Here is a 16,295-nt window from a genome sequence, read left to right as displayed (position 1 = left end):
TTGAGAATGAATATAGAAAATATATTTACACCTTCATATGTTTCACTATTTTGTATAGAGTTATGAGTTTAATTGCTCTGTAGTATGTGGTTTTGGTTTTATTATGCTATTTGTTGATTAATATTAGGTGCGAAAGTTAAGTTAGTAACTTATTTTATATCAAACTATATCTTAAACTGCTCTCTAAATGCCTTTGCACCATCTTTACTAGACTCTATATTATCAGAACAGTTTCTAAAACTAAAACGGAGTTTACTCTGCTCTATTGTTTCTATCTCTTTAATCTCATCTATATTTATAAGGTAAGAGCGATGAATCCTAACAAAGTTATATGCTTCAAGTTTTGCCTGTAAGTCTGAAATCTTCTGAGCATAGTAAGAAAAACCCTTCGCACTTCGTATCATTACCTCTGAGAGATCGGCTTTTACATAAAAAATCTCTTCAGGCTTTAAAAGAAGATAACTATCACCCGCCTTACTCAAGATTCGTAACTCTTCTTTATCTTCTCCTGGCACTGCCGTTGATTTAGCAGTAGCTTTTACACGATTTATGGTATCTTTTACCTGCTCAAGACTATAAGGCTTAACTAAATAGCCAACTGCACCAATATCAAAAGCTTTAAGTGCATGCTCTTCATATGCCGTTTGAAAAATTATTGCTACATTTTCATCCAAATACTTTAGCTCATATGCAAGCTCTAGTCCACTTACCTGTGGCATATTTATATCTAAAAAAACAAGGTCATATGAGTCATTTTTAAAGGCATTTATCGCTTCATCTGCACTACTTACTTCTTCAATCTCATCATATTCTAAAGTAGTGAGCATGCGTTTAAGTCTTGCTCTTGCTAACTCTTCATCATCAACTATTAATATTTTCACAGCAATCTCCTAAATGTATATAAAACATAGATCTTTCTAAACTCTCAACACTCAAAGAGCCTTTACATAAAAGTTCTAAACGCTGGTTAAGATTACTTAAGCCAACTCCAAAACTCTTTTTCTGCATCGCTAGTCCATCATTTTCTATCTTAATTATTTTTTGTCTCATATCAAAAAAAAGTTTTATATTTAAACTCTCTTTATTACTTACAAATCCATGTTTAATTGCATTTTCCACTATAAGTTGCAGAGAGAATTTAGGAACACTCCAACGAGGAAGCTCTCCAACTATCTCTAAGTGAATTCTATCAGAAAAACGTATATTTTCAAGTTCTATATACTCACCTACATTTTTAATCTCATCTTTTAAAGATACAAGAGCCTGCTCATTCATCGTATTTCTTAAAAAAGATGAAACCTTTAAAATAGCCATTTCAGCCTTGTCTTTATCATGGTGAATTAGCTCAGCTATGGAGTTGAGAGCATTAAATAAAAAATGAGGGTTAAGTTGTGTTTCTAGTGAACGCAAGCGACTCTGTACATATTCGTTATCTATAACATCTTTTTGATTTCTCATCTTTACAAACCGATAAAGTAGAGCACCCACTATATAGGTTAATATACCAATTAAAATAGCAATAACAATTATCTCTTCATGAAAGGCTGGAATCAATTCAAGATGAAGAGTATCAGCGATATAAACACCAACTAATGTTCCCAAAAAACCCGATAGAAATGAAAAAAGTATTGAAAGTGGCAACCAATAGACTTCTTTGAGTTTTGGCAAGATATTCTTATTCATATACGATACAAACACCAAAGAAAAAAGTGTAATACTAAATCCTAAAATCACTCCAAAGATAGTACCATCTAACCAAGGGTATTCCAAAAGTATATAACCTAAAGAGGACATAAACATTCCAAATAATACACCTATAATAAGTATGTAAATCCAATCATGGGATTTTATATGGAGTGCAATATTATACATCTAACAATCCCTTTAGATTTTTCACACCAAGCATAACTCCTGGCCACCCTTGAGCTGCGTAAACACTATCTCCAACATGATAAACACTATTTAGGGGGGAGTCATTTGATGGAAGAAAAGGAAGAAAGTTTTTCATAGTTATTGCATTTCCTCCGAGTTGAGTTCTATTTATGTAATTTTTAAATGTTAAAGGAGTAGCACAAAAACTATGTACTATCTCACTTTCTTCAATATCTAAGCTAGTTAAAACTGTTTGAACAAGTATATCTTGAAGTACTTTTTTTTGAGCTTTATAAGTCTCTTTATTTTGCCAGATTCTTAAATCTGTATGCAAAGAAATCGTAAGACTATAATGACCTTTAGCTACTATAGTATTGTCATTTTCATCTGAAAAGGAGACAAATACTGCTTTTGAAAGAGAGTGAGGAAAAAGTTCTTCTTTTATAATCTGGTAATGATGTTCAAACTTTTTCTTACTTTTAATAGTCAGATAAAGCATAAAGGAACTCTGATAATTATTAAGCTTTTCATACTTTTTATAGTAGCTTTTAATATCCCTATCTTCAAATAACTTTGCACTGTCATACACTGTAGAGTTTAGTATAATTTTCTTCGCTTCATAAATATTATTTTTGGTGTGGAGTTCAAAATATGTTGGCAGTCTTTTTATCTCTTTAATTTCACTGTTTTTATATACATGTTCTATATCTTTTGTTAAACCATTAAAAATTGCACCAAGTCCACCAATAGCATAATGATTTTCATTAAATGTATACCCTAGTGAGAGTGCAGCTGTAAAGAAGTTTATCTCTTTAGTTGGAGCTTGTGCAACTATAAGAATTTGAGACTCTAAAAACTGTAAATACTCATCATCAATCCCATCAAAAAAATTATCTATAAAGTCATAGGCATTTATCCGTAAATATTTTTGAAATTTAAGGAAAAGCGGTATAAAACTTAGCAAAGATTTTACTTTAGCAAATATGTTTGCATTTGAGTAGTAGTGACCACTCATCTTGTAAAACTCACTATTTATCTCATAAATCAACTCCCAAAACTTTCTATTTTGAGAGTATGGGTAGTTCGTGTTTAGTACTTGAAAAAACTTTTCAAAGTCACTATAACGCGGTGTTACTTTCTCATTTTGCATTATAACTATAGCAGGGTCTGTTGTTATTAGCTCTGGTTTAAAACCTATCTCATCAAAAACCTCTTTAACTATAAATCCATCTTCATAGCCTGCGAGTGTTGTTGCTCCAGTATTGTAAGAATAACCTTTATGAGAAAATGTTGAACTGCACCCTCCAAGATATGGTTCTTTTTCAAAAAGTGCAACTTTATAACCTTTGGCATTTAAAAGTGTAGCTATCGAACTACCTCCAACACCAGAACCGACTATGCCATATTCAAACATTAACTCGCCTTCATATCTTCATAGATATTTGTTAAACACTTTACAAACTCTGGATGGTCATTAGGAGCTTTTGCTACTCTATAATCGTCCAAACCTATTTCCTCTGCTATCTCTCTGTACTCAATTTCGAGCTCATACTCTGTCTCAGAGTTATCAACTGTAAAGGCAATAGGAAATAAAATCACTTTTTTCTTTTTGAGAGATTTTAGTTTATCTTCTAAATATGGTGTTATCCACTCCAATGGTCCTAAACGTGACTGATATGCTAGATGAGTATTATAAAAATCAACTCCTGCATGCATCAGTGCCTTTCTCGCATGATAAACATTATAGCGAATATGCTTTTGATACACATCCCCTTTTTCTATAACTTTTTTAGGAAGCCCATGTGCTGAAAATATTAGCTCATACTCTTGTGGGTCCTCGCCATTTAAAGCCTCTTTTATTCTCTCTACTATTGAGTTGTTGTAATACTTGTCATTGTAGTAGTCATATATGGTTTGAACTCTTGCTTTAATTTTAAGCTTATCAAAACTCTCATATAGGTCTTCATAGCTTGAAAGAGTCGTTGTCGATGAGTAATGAGGATAAAGAGGAATAGCATAAAACTCATCTACATCACGAAGATTTTCTAATACATCTTTAGCAAAAGGGGGCGTGTAACGCATAACCATATGTATGCTTGCATCTTGTATGCTTGATTCGAGTTTTTCTATTAGTTTTTGAGTATAGCCAACGAGAGGAGATTTTCCTCCTATGAGAGCGTAATTATTTTGAGCGAATTCCGTACGAGTGAAAGTTATAAGTTTTGATATTATCCAGCGTATAGGTTTAGGTGCTCCGATAATATTTTTATCATTAAACATATTAGTTAAAAAAACTTCTACTTCATTTAAATTATTTGGTCCACCCATATTCATAAGTAAGATTGCTCTTTTCATATATAGTCCTCAATTTTTATTTTATTTTATAAGAAAAGAGAAGTTATTAGTAGGAGTTATTTGTCTGTTTATAATTTGTTTAAAAGTGATGAGCCTTACACCTGTTTACATATCTATTTCTTGAAGCACTCGCGAAGATTGTTATTTTTGTTCTTGATTGCATTGCCCTACGTAAAATTGTTTTCTTATCTCTCATATCAAAGGCTACAAGCATCTCATATTCTTCTCCACTACAACCTAGAGACTTGCTTATCCTATTTTTAAACTTCAGACCTATTTTATTTGCTGTAGTTATTTTATTTAAATCGCTAAAAAGACCATCAGAGATGTCCATACCAGCCTTTAAAAATCTTTGTGTCTTGTAAACAAAATCACTTCTAAGCTTAATATCTATAAATTTTGATTGCTTATGAATAGAGCCTAAATTAAAAAGTTTTTTAAGCTCTTTTTGCGATTTTCCTAACTCTCCCGTATAGGCAAGAGCATAACCGCTACGGACTTTAGTTCTAAGGAGTGGTTTATCTGTTTTAGATATCACTGTAATAGTAATGTCTAGCTTAGTATTACTGATAGTATCTCCACCAATAATCTCTATATTATACTTTTTTGCTATATCTTTAAAGCCATTTGCTAAATCTCTCATATCCTCTTTAGACATTGTTTTTGGCATAGCTATACTTAAAAGTACATACTTTGGAATGGCATTCATAGCTATTGCATCAGAGATGTTTACTAACATCGCTCGCTGTGCTATTTGATAGTAACTGAGCCATTTTTTCTTATAATGAACATCTTCAAAAAAAGCATCTTTGGAATAAACAAAACCATCTATAACTGCTCCATCATCCCCAATATGCTTCTTACTAAACTGTGATATAAAATAATTTTCTAAATTCAATGGAACCTCTTTAAATATATATTATTTGATTTTATAAAAAAGATGCTACTTTTAGTATAAGTTATTTGTCTGTTGATGGCTTTAGCCCAAAAGATGAGCTAAAGAGGAGTCAATATCTTTGTATTTAAATTCAAAGCCACTCTCTAGAAGTCGTTTTGGATAAACCTCTTTTGAGCCTGTTAAGACAGAAGCTCCCTCTCCAAAGAGCAGTTTTAAAACAAATTCAGGAAGGGGAAGTAGAGTTGGTCTATGAAGCTGATTTGCTAGAACTTTCGTAAAAGTATTGTTTGAAACAGGATTAGGTGCAGTTGCATTTATAACACCCGTTATTTTAGACTCTAGTATATACTCATAGATTCTTACGAGGTCCTCTATATCAATCCAAGAAGTCATCATCTTGCCATTGCCTATAGTACCACCAAGACCAAGTTTAAAAGGAGTAAGCATTTGAGCAAGTGCACCACCATCACTTCCAAGTATAACTCCAAAACGTACAATGGTAGTAGGCTTAGAGCATTTCTTAGCTTCATCCTCCCACTGAGATGTTAAAGAACCTAAAAAGTCATCTGTATATCCTTCAAAACTCTCATCAAATGGAGCATTATTAGGATAAGCCCCTATAGCCGATGTTGAGACAAAATGTTTTACTTCACTTTTATTGATGGCGTTTACTATTTTTCTAGTTGTATCTACCCTACTTTTAAGTAAAATTGTTTTGTAAGAGTCACTCCAGCGTTTAATGATTGGAGCACCTGCGAGGTTAAAAACAGCATCGATGCCCTCTAACTTCTTAAGTATCTCTTCTTCGCTATCATTTCTCTCAATAATTACATAATCGCTAAATACTTTAATCAAATAAGAAGCAACAAAACCGTTAGCTCCACTAAGTGCTACTTTCATATCACACCTCCATTATTTAAAAGTATACCTCTTTCATAAGTGATTTGACAGAGATATTTTGTCATTTTATATAATTGTTATTTATAAAACTGCTTCTAAGTCACTTGATATAATGGAGAGTATACTCTTTGATGAACCAAAATGATTTAATAATTCTATCTTCATACTTGGATAAAGAGTCTCTACTTCAGAGATTATAAAAGGTAAGTCAACACTCACATGTTTACCGGAGTTTAAAAAATATGGATAGACAGATACATTATCTATACTCCTCTCATGCACACTCTTAATAGCCATCTCGATGGTTGGCTCTTCAAACTCTAAAAATGCATGTTCTATAAAATCAAATTTATCTAAGTTCTCAACTCTTATGCTGTCACATAGCTGTATAAACTCATCATTTGATTTTTTGTGTTTACTCCCATGTGCTACTAGTATAATCCCTATTTTTTTATCCATAATATTATTTTTTTATTATAGTGATGACAAGCTCACCCACTTCAAAACCAAACTTTTTCATTTTTGAATGATTGATGATAACACCATCTTCTTGAAGATGGAGCCAATCTCTTACATTTATGTCGATAGTGTCATCCTTTCCATAAGGGACTCGCATAGTATAGTCTATCATTACAGTATTTCCAGCATTTCTCATCTGGGCTTCGCCTACTATGTCACCAGCAGTTCCTATGTAGCTATTGCTTCCATTTGGAGTCAGTGTCCATATACGTTTTTGAGTTTCACCGTCGTTATATACAAAACTCTCATCAAGAGTTCCCACTCCATTTTTATCCCAGCTACCAACTAGATCACCTTTAAATGAACGGATAATTTTTCCACTTCTATCTTTAACTATTCCATAGGCTGTAAGTTCACCGTTAAAGTACTGCTCGGGAACAAACGTAGGTGTTGCTTCGCTAAAATCTTCTATCTCCATAGTCGAGCACCCAACAAAGAGTGTCAAAAGTATAAACGTATATATTGTTTTTAATATCATGCTATTAATCCTCGATTTAAATCTGTGTTTTGATCTCTTGAAAATACCAACTGAACAAGACCAATATTTCTTGTGATAAATGCAGCTTCACAGTAGTTTAAATACATTTTCCACATACTTATAAAATACTCATCAAATCCAAGAGCTTTTACTTCATCGAGCTTTGTGCTAAAGTTCGCATCCCATAGTCTAAGTGTCTTTGCGTAATCTTCTGAAAACTCTTCCATATGTAAAAGGTTCAACCGAGTATTGCTAGTAGTTATACTGAGTACTTTACTTACACTTGGTAGATGTCCGCCAGGAAAGATATACTTCTGTATAAAGTCCGTACTCTTAGAATATGCATCATATCTTTGGTCTGGTATGGTTATGACCTGCATAGCTAAGACACCACTTGGTTTTAATAAAGATTCGCATTTTTTGAAAAATACGTCAAAGTATTCTGCTCCAACTGCTTCAAACATCTCCACTGAGATGATAGCGTCATAAGTTCCTTCTATGTCTCTATAGTCTTTGAGTAAAATGTCTATCTTGTCTTCCACATTCTCAAGTCGAAATCTATCATGACAAAAATCTTTTTGCTCACTACTCAATGTTACTGTTGTTACATCACAACCTAAGTCTTTAGCTAAATGCACTGCAACTGCACCCCATCCGGAGCCTATCTCTAAAACCTTTGCACCTGGCTTTATACGTAGTTTTTTCGCTAAGTGTTCTATTTTCCTCTTTTGAGCGTCATATAAACTCTCTTCATGAGAACCAAATACCGCACTAGAGTACATCATTGTCTCATCAAGCATAAGCTTAAAAAAGTCGTTTGAAAGGTCATAGTGCTCTGATATATTTTTCTTTGAACGTGTTTTAGAGTTTTTTCGCATAAGATGCTTTATTCTATTCATATTAGGCATCAAGTTACTAAACCTATTTTCTTTATAGTCCTCACTCTTTACACCTAAGTTCTTTGAGTTTATAAGAGAAAGTTTAATTAGTTCCGTAAGACTATCTGTACCAAAATCACCATCCATATAACTCTCAGCAAAACCTATATCGCCATAAAATGCCAAGCGTCTAAAAAAACTTGAAGAGTTTATTTTTACTTTAACACGAGGTGTATCATTGTTACCATAAACCATTATAGAGCCATTTGGATACTCAACTTCAAGGGTTCCAAGTTCAACCTTCTGTAAATACTTATCACCTAACCTATTCCAAAATCCTTTCATCCTAATACCTCCTAAATTCATCTTCGGGTGTTACCGAGTTAAACTTCAAACCTTTTAAATAAAGTCTGAATGATTGCCAAAGGGTTCGTGTTACAACCCAAAACGTTAAAAAAGTATGTCGGCAAAAAAGTGAAAGAACATTTTTTTTTGAAAATTCTCTTGAAGTGGCGTTAAAAGTGGTCATCATCGTTTTTACTCCATCTTCATAAAGATAAACTCCTAATGCCATTTTTTCTTGCGAGTACTCAAAGCTAAACTTATAAATGCCTTCCCTCTTTAAAAAAGGAGAGACGTACATGTCTTTTTTAACTTCTCCTATGTACTGCGTTTGTGATTTTTGCTCTAGCAATACAGGATATATAACGCGACCTCCGTTATAGTTGTGCACTTCAACCATCAACTGAGTAGGCTGATCTCCATCAAACAGAACTAAAACGCTTATTGGGTTAAAGATAAAGTTTGCAATACGAGGAAGTGTTATAAAGCGCATTTTTTTTGTAGGCTGCATGTTAAACTCTTCTAGAAGCTCTTGCGTGTTTTGCAAAAAACTTTCGTTCTTTCCAAAATGATCTTTTGAGAAAAAGGAAAATAAATTTCGTGAGTTATATGAAAAAAAACTCGTTTTAAGGGATGAAAGAGAATTAACGTCAATATCGAGCATAAAAAAATCGTATGAAAACTTATGATCCGCATCTTTAAAGCGTTTGTGAAAAACTTCTCCCTCGTAAAATCTATGACTCATAAGGCACACTCAAACTCTTTAGCTATCTCGTTTGCACTCCACAAACCATCCTCATGAAAACCATTACGCCAATATGCTCCAGCAAAGAAAGTGTTATTAACACCACTTATCTCTTCTCTTAGACTCTGTGCAACTATTGCAGCTTTATCAAATTGAGGATGCTCATACGAGATTCTCTCAATTACTTTGTCTATTTTGTCTATTTCATTTAAAGATACAAAGTACTCTTTTTCACTTTTTAGATTTTGTAGTCTATTTATCCAGTATGAAAGTGTTACAGAATCTCTGTCTTCATTATTTTTATAGTTCCAAGCAGCATAGATATCTTTATCTGGATAAAGAGCATTTTCATCATTATGTAAAAGTGCATCATTTTGCTTATATGCAAAACAAGAAAGTATATCGCTCTCATGTTGAGTGCAGTCTTGTAGTAGTTCTAGAGCTTGAGGAGCATGCATAGCTAAAATTACTTTGTCATAAGAAGAAGTTCTACCATCTTCATGTATTAATGTTACTCCATCTTTATCGCGTTTAACTCCAACGACATCGCTATTTAAAAATATTTCTCCTGAAATATGCTCTTTTATTTTGTTAACATAGTTAACTGAGCCATTACTAACCGTAAGCCACTGATGCTGTGTCGTTACCCCAAGAAGTCCATGGTTTTTAAAGAAGTGTAAAAATGTACGAGTCGGAAACTCATTCATCTGCTCACTAGGTGTTGACCAGATAGCTGCACCCATAGGAAGGAGGTATCTCTCTTTAAAAGCTGTTCCATAAGACTTGAGATATTTATCCAAAGGTTTATCTAACTCTTTAGTATCGTTGTCTATATCGAAGTTTGCTTTTTTATTGAACTTAAAAATATCATATATCATTTTGTAGTGGGTAAATGAGAATAGGTTTCTTTTTTGAAAAAATATTCCACCGAGTGTTTGGGCATTATAAGCGATATTACTAGCCTTATCCCAAAATCCAAAACTCATGTCACTATTTTCTATCTTTACATTTAACTCTTCAAAGAGTTTAGTTAATAATGGATATGTTGGATGATTAAAAATAAGGAAGCCAGTATCGACCCCAAACTTTTTACCGTTTTCCTCTATTTGAGTTGTTCTTGCATGACCGCCTAATCGCGACTCTTTTTCATAAACATCCACTTCATACTTTTTACTTAAAAGATAAGCGGACCCTAAACCGCTGATGCCAGCGCCAAGTACTGCTATTTTCATTTGTATCTTCCCTCTTTATCTTGTGGTGTATATATTAATTTTTTTAAATTTATTTGATTTGCTATTATATTTTCTATTTTTTCTAATGTATTATCTTTCATAAAGGGTGTTCTTGACATTATCCAGACTTGTTCAAAATTCTTATCCGCTACAAGTGCACTACTATAGTCATCATCAAGATAATATACTCCATACTCTTTGGTAAATATCCAAAAATACGTCATGTCTATACTTGACATTGTCTCACCCTCGGTAGGCTCAGCACTCCCGCTAAACTCTATGAGTTCACCGCCTATTGTTGTATCAAAACAGCGGTTAAAAACTTTATATTCATTTTTGTCAACTAAAGTGTATTCAACGCTTGATGCAACACATCTATCTTGATAAGAGTTATATGTTCTAGCAACCTCATACCAGAGGCCACTAAATCTCTCAGGATTAACATACTCCACTCTATTCAAAGAAGAAGCTTGAAGATACAAAAGTATTAAAAGTATTGATAATAAAATTTTCATTTAGTATTCTATGAAAGAAAGACTGATATTGGTATATAATATTTGTCGATTCATTAATTTTCTTGGTATTTTTTAAGCACTAAGATAGCTGATATCTTTAATATTACAGGAAGAACACCATATAGAAGCGATAAAACGAATAATGATCTTGCATTTGGAGCATCTGCACTAAAGTCAAAAAGTCCAAGTAAACTAAAGCTTACTCCTACGGCGAATGCAAGTGAGAGTTTTGTAAGCATTGCAAAAAAACCAAAAAGAGTTCCAGAGACTTGACCATACTTTTTAGTTGAGCGTTGTGCAATATCTGCTTGAATTGACGCTGGAAGTGCAATATCAGCACCCAAACTCATCCCAGAAAAAACTGTAATAATAGTAAAGTATACTATGTCGCCCTCACCTAAAAATATAACAAAGAAGAAAAACAGACTTGCGCTACTCATAGAGAGCATCCATGCAGTTTTTTTCGATATTTTTTTAGAGAGATATATCCACAGAGGAAGAGTTACAATTCCTGATCCAAAATAGACAAGAAGGAGTAAACCACTAAGTTCCTCGGACTTTATAACTAAAGATACATAAAACAAAAATAGAGTTGCGGGAATAGCGTTGGCAAAGTTGTTGAGAAAAAAAGCTATAAAGACTCTTTTAGAGTCTAATATTTCTATAATAAAAGAATTATAGACTTTTTTAAATCCAATACTATTTTTTATTCTTTTTTCCTCTTTTAAGAATACAAAACAAAGTAGCAGCGAGATAGGAAGAATAATGCTTAAAGTATCAAAAAGGACTAAAAGTGAAGCACCCGCATCTTCCGCCACATCATAAACATAAGGCATTGAAAGTGCTAAGAGTACTCCAAATATATTAAAAATCTCTCGACTTGAAGATAGCAATGTGTTCTCATGATAGGAATTGCTAATGTCCGAGCCAAGTGCAAAGTATGGAATACTCAGTAAACTCCATGCACTATAAACTCCAAGTGATAAAAAAAGTAAATATAAGACACCACTCTCTTCAGCTGGATGAGTCAGTGCGTAAAAAGTAATGTAAAGTAAAATAGCTCCTAGAAGCATCATAACTTTTCTACTCATATACGAGTCACTAATGTAGCCAATAAGCGGGTCGATAAACATATCAAAAACTCTAGCAAAAAAGAGCACAACCCCTACACTAAAAACACCAAGACCAACATTTTGCGCATAATAAGTGGGAAGATATACGTACAATGGCAGACCCAAAAGCGATATAGCTACAGCTGGAACTCCATATGATGCAAGCTTTACCTTTGAGTTAAACATGTATCTTACTTTTAATATAACGGATTATGGAGCCAAGTAATGGAATTTTCTCGTATATATTTGAGCCTGCATCCCAGTAGTCCACATGTTCCATAACTTTTCCATCATCACTTAGTTCTATTCTTGATATTCCAATAAAAGAGTCTACGGAAGATTTTTCATTTACTTGGTAAAGAAACTTCCACTTGATATAACTGATATTTTCATTTGAGACAACTTCATAAATTTCAAACCTCGGATTAAAAAGTTTTATATACATATCTTCAAAAATATTATAAATTTTCACTACACCTGTCACTTTTTGAAAAGGGTCCTCAAAATAGGAGTTCTCATCAAAAAACTCTTTGTACTCTTCTAGTGGAGTTTTACTGTTAATCGTTTCAAAAAAATCTGCATACTTTTGCGCACTATTCATTATAAGGCCTTTTTAGTAAAATAAAATGCTAACTTGTACGGTATCACTTTTAAGAAATACAAAAATGTGCTCAGAGCAAAAGGAAATTTTATCTCAAAACCTTTTGTATTGCTAAGCCTATCATAAATGATTTTTGCCGCCTCTGAAGCCTCTAAAAGTTGTGGCATCTCAAACTCATTTTTATCTGTCAGTCGCGTTTTAACAAAACCATGATTAATAACTCTAATATCAATATTTTTTGCTTCTAGTTCCGGCTGAATTGATTCACAAAAATTAAGAAGAGCTGCTTTTGGAGCACTATACCCTCCTCCATAAGGAAGACCGAAGTAGCTTGAGATACTCGAGTTATACACAAAGCAACCTCTGCCATTTTGAATAAAAAATGGAGTTAAGGCATTGGTTACTCGAACTGCTCCAAGATAGTTTATCTGCATCATCTGCTCAAAACTATTGATTTTCCATTCATCTACTTTCATACTTTCGTAAACCCCAGCATTATAGATACAAAGATTTATCTCTCCGTAGGCCTTCCATGCTTCTTGTGTCGCTTCATCTACACTCTGCATTTGAATTACATCCATGTCTATTAAAGTTATGTTATTTTTATAACTCTCTCTTAGTTCTTGAAGCAAGGGTGTTTTCGTGGCATTTCTAGAACTAACAATAACTTTATAATCATTTTTTAAATAAAGAGTGGATAACTCATATCCTATTCCACTACTACCACCTACTATCCATACAATTTTCTTCATTTTTACATCCTTACAATTCTAAAAGCTCCATAGCTTGGGTCATATCTTTATCTCCACGACCAGAAAGACTTACTATGACAGTTTTACCTTCAAGTTCTTCTTTGGACATCTTTTTCAAATAGGCTATAGCATGAGCACTCTCAAACGCTGGAACTATTCCCTCTGCCTGACTTAGCCAAACAAAAGCATCCATCGCTTCTTTATCTGTAATCGAGTCATATCTCACTTTACCTTGTTCCATTAAGTAAGAGTGCTCCGGACCAATTCCAGGGTAGTCAAGCCCAGCACTTATTGAGTGGGCTTCTTTAATCTGTCCATCATCAGTTTGTAAAAGATAGCTGAGTTGTCCATGTAAAATTCCTGGTTTTCCATGAGCTAAACTTGCTCCATGTTTTCCACTACTAAGTCCATGACCACCAGCTTCTATTCCAATACACTGCGTTTCTTCTTCGTTAATAAAGTGTGCGAACATCCCAAGTGCATTGCTCCCTCCACCAATGCAAGCTACTACATAATCAGGAAGCCTTGAAGTTTTCTCCAATATTTGTTGTTTTGCTTCATCGCTTATAACGGCTTGAAAATCTCTTACCATAAGTGGATATGGATGCGGACCTGCCGCCGTTCCTATTATGTAAAATGTGTCTCTAGCATTTGTAACCCAGTGACGAATAGCATCGTTCATGGCGTCTTTTAAAGTTTTACTTCCAGAGGTAACGGGATGAACCTTGGCACCCAAAAGCTTCATCCTAAAAACATTTAACTCCTGGCGACTTACATCTTTTTCACCCATAAAAACTTCGCATTCTAGTCCCATAAGGGCGGCAACAGTTGCCGTTGCAACACCATGTTGCCCTGCTCCAGTTTCTGCAATGACTTTAGTTTTTCCCATGCGCTTAGCAAGAAGACCTTGAACTATGGTATTGTTTATCTTATGTGCACCAGTATGATTTAAGTCCTCGCGTTTTAGATAGATCTCGGCATTTAACTCTTTTGAGAGTGAATCCGCTCTATAAAGTGGAGAAGGACGTCCAACATACTCTCTAAAGTAGTAGTTTACCTCTGCCCAGAACTCTTTGTCAAAACGCACACTCTTATACTCTTCATCAAGTTCCATAAGTGAGGGCATAAGTGTTTCAGGAACATATCTCCCACCAAAGATACCAAAGTGACCTCTCTCATTAGGGTCAAAATCAAATGCTGTTGGAATATAATCAGACATCTTCTACTCTTAAAACTCTTTGTGGATTTAGTGATGTAGTTTCATAGTAACCTTCACCTGTAAAAAGTGTTGGTTTTACATCTTTGACATCTTTGCTATGAATAAGAGTGATTTCAGATATAAAAACATCATGATCTCCATAATTTAAAATATCTATAACTTTACACTCATATATCATATAAGCCTCTTCAATCAGAGTAGCATTTATAGTTTGTGCTTTTTTAGGTGTAAGATTTGTTAACTTAAACTTATCTCCTCCATGCTCACTACCACTCTTCTCAAAAGCTTCTAAATATGAAAAATCCAAAAAGTTTAAAGCAAACTGCTCATTAATATGAAGTAAATCATATGACTTATTCTCATCACGAAGACAAATAGCATAACGTAGAGGAGATTTTGAGACAGGCATATGCCATGATAAAGGCATAATATTATTGGCTACACTTAGTAATACAGTTGGTCTTGGTTGTTTGTGACATGTAGAATCAAGTTTTTTTGTTCTAGTAAACATTATAAGTATCCTTAAATTAATTACCATATTCTACTAAGTTTATAAGTTTTTTAATACAAGTTTTATGTCCATTCGTTAAATATTTTTTACACTTTTACATGAATCGACAAATTTAATACACCAGTACTAAAGAAAAAACTTTATAATCTCACCAAAGGAAATTAGTAATGACAATAGAAGAAATTAAAGAAGAGCTAGAAATGTCTGGTGTAGAAATGGAACATGTAAGTAAATTAGTGCGTATGTGTAAAAGGTCTGAGTTTGATCCTAAAGAACTCGACATACGCCTTATGAAATGGGGATACCCGAAGGTGTTTACTATCTATGACGATGAAGATGAAGATGAAATATAGTTAGCATTTTCTATTAAAAATTATTAAGGATTAACACGATGAATACAGAAATATATAAAATCAAAGTAATTAAAACGATTACAATATTAATGCTTATGTTTATACCCTTATCTATGGGTTTAAACTATATCAATGATAGAGATAGTTTTACTATACTTTACTTTGTATTATTCTTTGCGACTCTCTATCATAGCTACTGTTTTAAAAAAGAGCAAGACAGTACGAAGGGATCTGAACAGATTTTAATAATACTTTTTGGATTGTATTTTGCCTTTTTTCTTATTGGAGAACAGAAAAGTTTTGATGTTTTATGGGGACTTATCATTCCGCCTATTGCAGTTATAACTTCTTCATTAAAAAGATTGAAATTTTGGCTTTTTTTAACAGTGAGTATAACTGCCGTGATGATTGTTATCACATTTATAGCTCCTCAGTATGTTCATTATGAAATCTTTCCACTTTTTTCTCTTCTATGGGCACTTATCTTTATCTCATATATGGCATATAGTTATAAGTCTCTTCAAGCAAAACTCGAAGAGAAAATACTTTCATATCAAAACTCTTTAGAAGATAAAGTTGAAGAAGCAGTTAAAGAAATAACACTTCTTAATCATAACCTTGAGGAAACACAAATAGAAATTTTAGAAAAGTTAGGAACATTAGGTGAATACCGTTCAAAGAATAGTACTGGTCATTTAAGTAGAGTGGGACTTTATGTTAAAGAACTTTCTCTTTTAGCAGGGGTTGATGAAGATAAAGCAAAACTCTTTGCACATGCAGCACCTCTACATGATATCGGTCAAGTTGCTATAGATGACTCTATTGTAAATAAACCAGAGAAGCTTACTCCTCAAGAGTATCAGATCATGAAAATATATTAGCAAGTAGATATTTTATCTACTTCATTTATATGTTTAATCTCATTTGACTGTAATTCCTGTTTCTCACGACTTCTTATTGTTTCAACTTACTTGATATTTACTATTCCCTTTGAAAATCCTTTATCACGTATT

Annotated in this window: 19 protein-coding genes; 2 read left to right on the top strand and 17 right to left on the bottom strand. The window is 33.4% G+C overall.

The window, feature by feature from the left end; genetic code table 11:
* Nucleotides 1–164: 164 nt before the first annotated feature.
* The 17 genes from HOG88_RS01700 to HOG88_RS01620 form a co-directional block, all read right to left on the bottom strand.
* On the bottom strand, nt 165–881 hold the full coding sequence (locus HOG88_RS01700; protein WP_295002483.1) for a LytTR family DNA-binding domain-containing protein: 717 nt from the start codon (nt 879–881) through the stop codon (nt 165–167).
* Nucleotides 862–1,872, bottom strand: coding sequence for a sensor histidine kinase (locus HOG88_RS01695; protein WP_295002481.1), 1,011 nt, complete (start codon nt 1,870–1,872; stop codon nt 862–864). Before HOG88_RS01695 ends, HOG88_RS01700 begins: the two co-directional genes overlap by 20 nt.
* Nucleotides 1,865–3,286: an NAD(P)-binding protein gene (locus tag HOG88_RS01690; RefSeq protein WP_295002480.1), complete on the bottom strand. Its 1,422-nt coding sequence runs from the start codon at nt 3,284–3,286 to the stop codon at nt 1,865–1,867. Before HOG88_RS01690 ends, HOG88_RS01695 begins: the two co-directional genes overlap by 8 nt.
* A complete protein-coding gene (gene hemH / locus HOG88_RS01685) occupies nt 3,286–4,227 on the bottom strand; it encodes a ferrochelatase (protein ID WP_295002477.1) in 942 nt (313 codons plus the stop codon). The genes HOG88_RS01690 and hemH overlap by 1 nt, the downstream gene beginning before the upstream one ends.
* Nucleotides 4,228–4,306: 79 nt before the next feature.
* A complete protein-coding gene (locus HOG88_RS01680) occupies nt 4,307–5,125 on the bottom strand; it encodes a thiamine-phosphate kinase (protein ID WP_295002476.1) in 819 nt (272 codons plus the stop codon).
* 81 nt (nt 5,126–5,206) lie between these two features.
* Entirely contained in the window at nt 5,207–6,025 is an 819-nt protein-coding gene (locus HOG88_RS01675) for a TIGR01777 family oxidoreductase (RefSeq protein WP_295002474.1), read from the bottom strand.
* Nucleotides 6,026–6,106: 81 nt separating this feature from the next.
* Nucleotides 6,107–6,484: a CbiX/SirB N-terminal domain-containing protein gene (locus HOG88_RS01670; protein ID WP_295002472.1), complete on the bottom strand. Its 378-nt coding sequence runs from the start codon at nt 6,482–6,484 to the stop codon at nt 6,107–6,109.
* A gap of 4 nt (nt 6,485–6,488) precedes the next feature.
* Complete coding sequence (locus tag HOG88_RS01665) at nt 6,489–7,022, bottom strand: DUF3833 domain-containing protein (RefSeq protein ID WP_295002470.1); 534 nt, start codon at nt 7,020–7,022, stop codon at nt 6,489–6,491.
* Nucleotides 7,019–8,245 (bottom strand): cyclopropane-fatty-acyl-phospholipid synthase family protein, encoded by a 1,227-nt coding sequence (locus HOG88_RS01660; RefSeq protein WP_295002468.1) that lies wholly within the window; start codon nt 8,243–8,245, stop codon nt 7,019–7,021. The genes HOG88_RS01665 and HOG88_RS01660 overlap by 4 nt, the downstream gene beginning before the upstream one ends.
* A gap of 1 nt (nt 8,246) precedes the next feature.
* Nucleotides 8,247–8,987, bottom strand: a complete 741-nt coding sequence (locus HOG88_RS01655; RefSeq protein WP_295002466.1) for a DUF1365 domain-containing protein — start codon at nt 8,985–8,987, stop codon at nt 8,247–8,249.
* Entirely contained in the window at nt 8,984–10,219 is a 1,236-nt protein-coding gene (locus HOG88_RS01650; RefSeq protein WP_295002464.1) for an FAD-dependent oxidoreductase, read from the bottom strand. The genes HOG88_RS01655 and HOG88_RS01650 overlap by 4 nt, the downstream gene beginning before the upstream one ends.
* The gene (locus HOG88_RS01645; protein WP_295002462.1) at nt 10,216–10,734 is read right to left on the bottom strand and encodes a lipocalin family protein; all 519 of its coding nucleotides are present in this window, start codon (nt 10,732–10,734) and stop codon (nt 10,216–10,218) included. The genes HOG88_RS01650 and HOG88_RS01645 overlap by 4 nt, the downstream gene beginning before the upstream one ends.
* A 53-nt stretch (nt 10,735–10,787) precedes the next feature.
* Nucleotides 10,788–12,032, bottom strand: a complete 1,245-nt coding sequence (locus tag HOG88_RS01640) for an MFS transporter (protein ID WP_295002460.1) — start codon at nt 12,030–12,032, stop codon at nt 10,788–10,790.
* Nucleotides 12,025–12,447 (bottom strand): nuclear transport factor 2 family protein, encoded by a 423-nt coding sequence (locus HOG88_RS01635; RefSeq protein WP_295002458.1) that lies wholly within the window; start codon nt 12,445–12,447, stop codon nt 12,025–12,027. Before HOG88_RS01635 ends, HOG88_RS01640 begins: the two co-directional genes overlap by 8 nt.
* Nucleotides 12,447–13,199 carry an SDR family oxidoreductase gene (locus HOG88_RS01630; RefSeq protein ID WP_295002457.1) on the bottom strand — a complete coding sequence of 251 codons (753 nt, stop codon included), beginning with the start codon at nt 13,197–13,199 and terminating at the stop codon, nt 12,447–12,449. Before HOG88_RS01630 ends, HOG88_RS01635 begins: the two co-directional genes overlap by 1 nt.
* Before the next feature lie 10 nt (nt 13,200–13,209).
* The gene (trpB, locus tag HOG88_RS01625) at nt 13,210–14,418 is read right to left on the bottom strand and encodes a tryptophan synthase subunit beta (protein ID WP_295002456.1); all 1,209 of its coding nucleotides are present in this window, start codon (nt 14,416–14,418) and stop codon (nt 13,210–13,212) included.
* Entirely contained in the window at nt 14,411–14,929 is a 519-nt protein-coding gene (locus HOG88_RS01620; protein ID WP_295002455.1) for a flavin reductase family protein, read from the bottom strand. The genes trpB and HOG88_RS01620 overlap by 8 nt, the downstream gene beginning before the upstream one ends.
* Nucleotides 14,930–15,096: 167 nt before the next feature.
* Here HOG88_RS01620 and HOG88_RS01615 point away from each other — a divergent pair, with 167 nt between their 5' ends.
* The gene (locus HOG88_RS01615; protein WP_295002454.1) at nt 15,097–15,282 is read left to right on the top strand and encodes a hypothetical protein; all 186 of its coding nucleotides are present in this window, start codon (nt 15,097–15,099) and stop codon (nt 15,280–15,282) included.
* A 38-nt stretch (nt 15,283–15,320) separates the two neighbouring features.
* Nucleotides 15,321–16,163, top strand: a complete 843-nt coding sequence (locus HOG88_RS01610) for a hypothetical protein (protein WP_295002453.1) — start codon at nt 15,321–15,323, stop codon at nt 16,161–16,163.
* Nucleotides 16,164–16,295: the final 132 nt, after the last annotated feature.

The organism is Sulfurimonas sp. (genome assembly GCF_018698455.1).
Taxonomy (GTDB): domain Bacteria; phylum Campylobacterota; class Campylobacteria; order Campylobacterales; family Sulfurimonadaceae; genus Sulfurimonas.
This window is presented reverse-complemented; position numbering and strand designations above follow the sequence as displayed.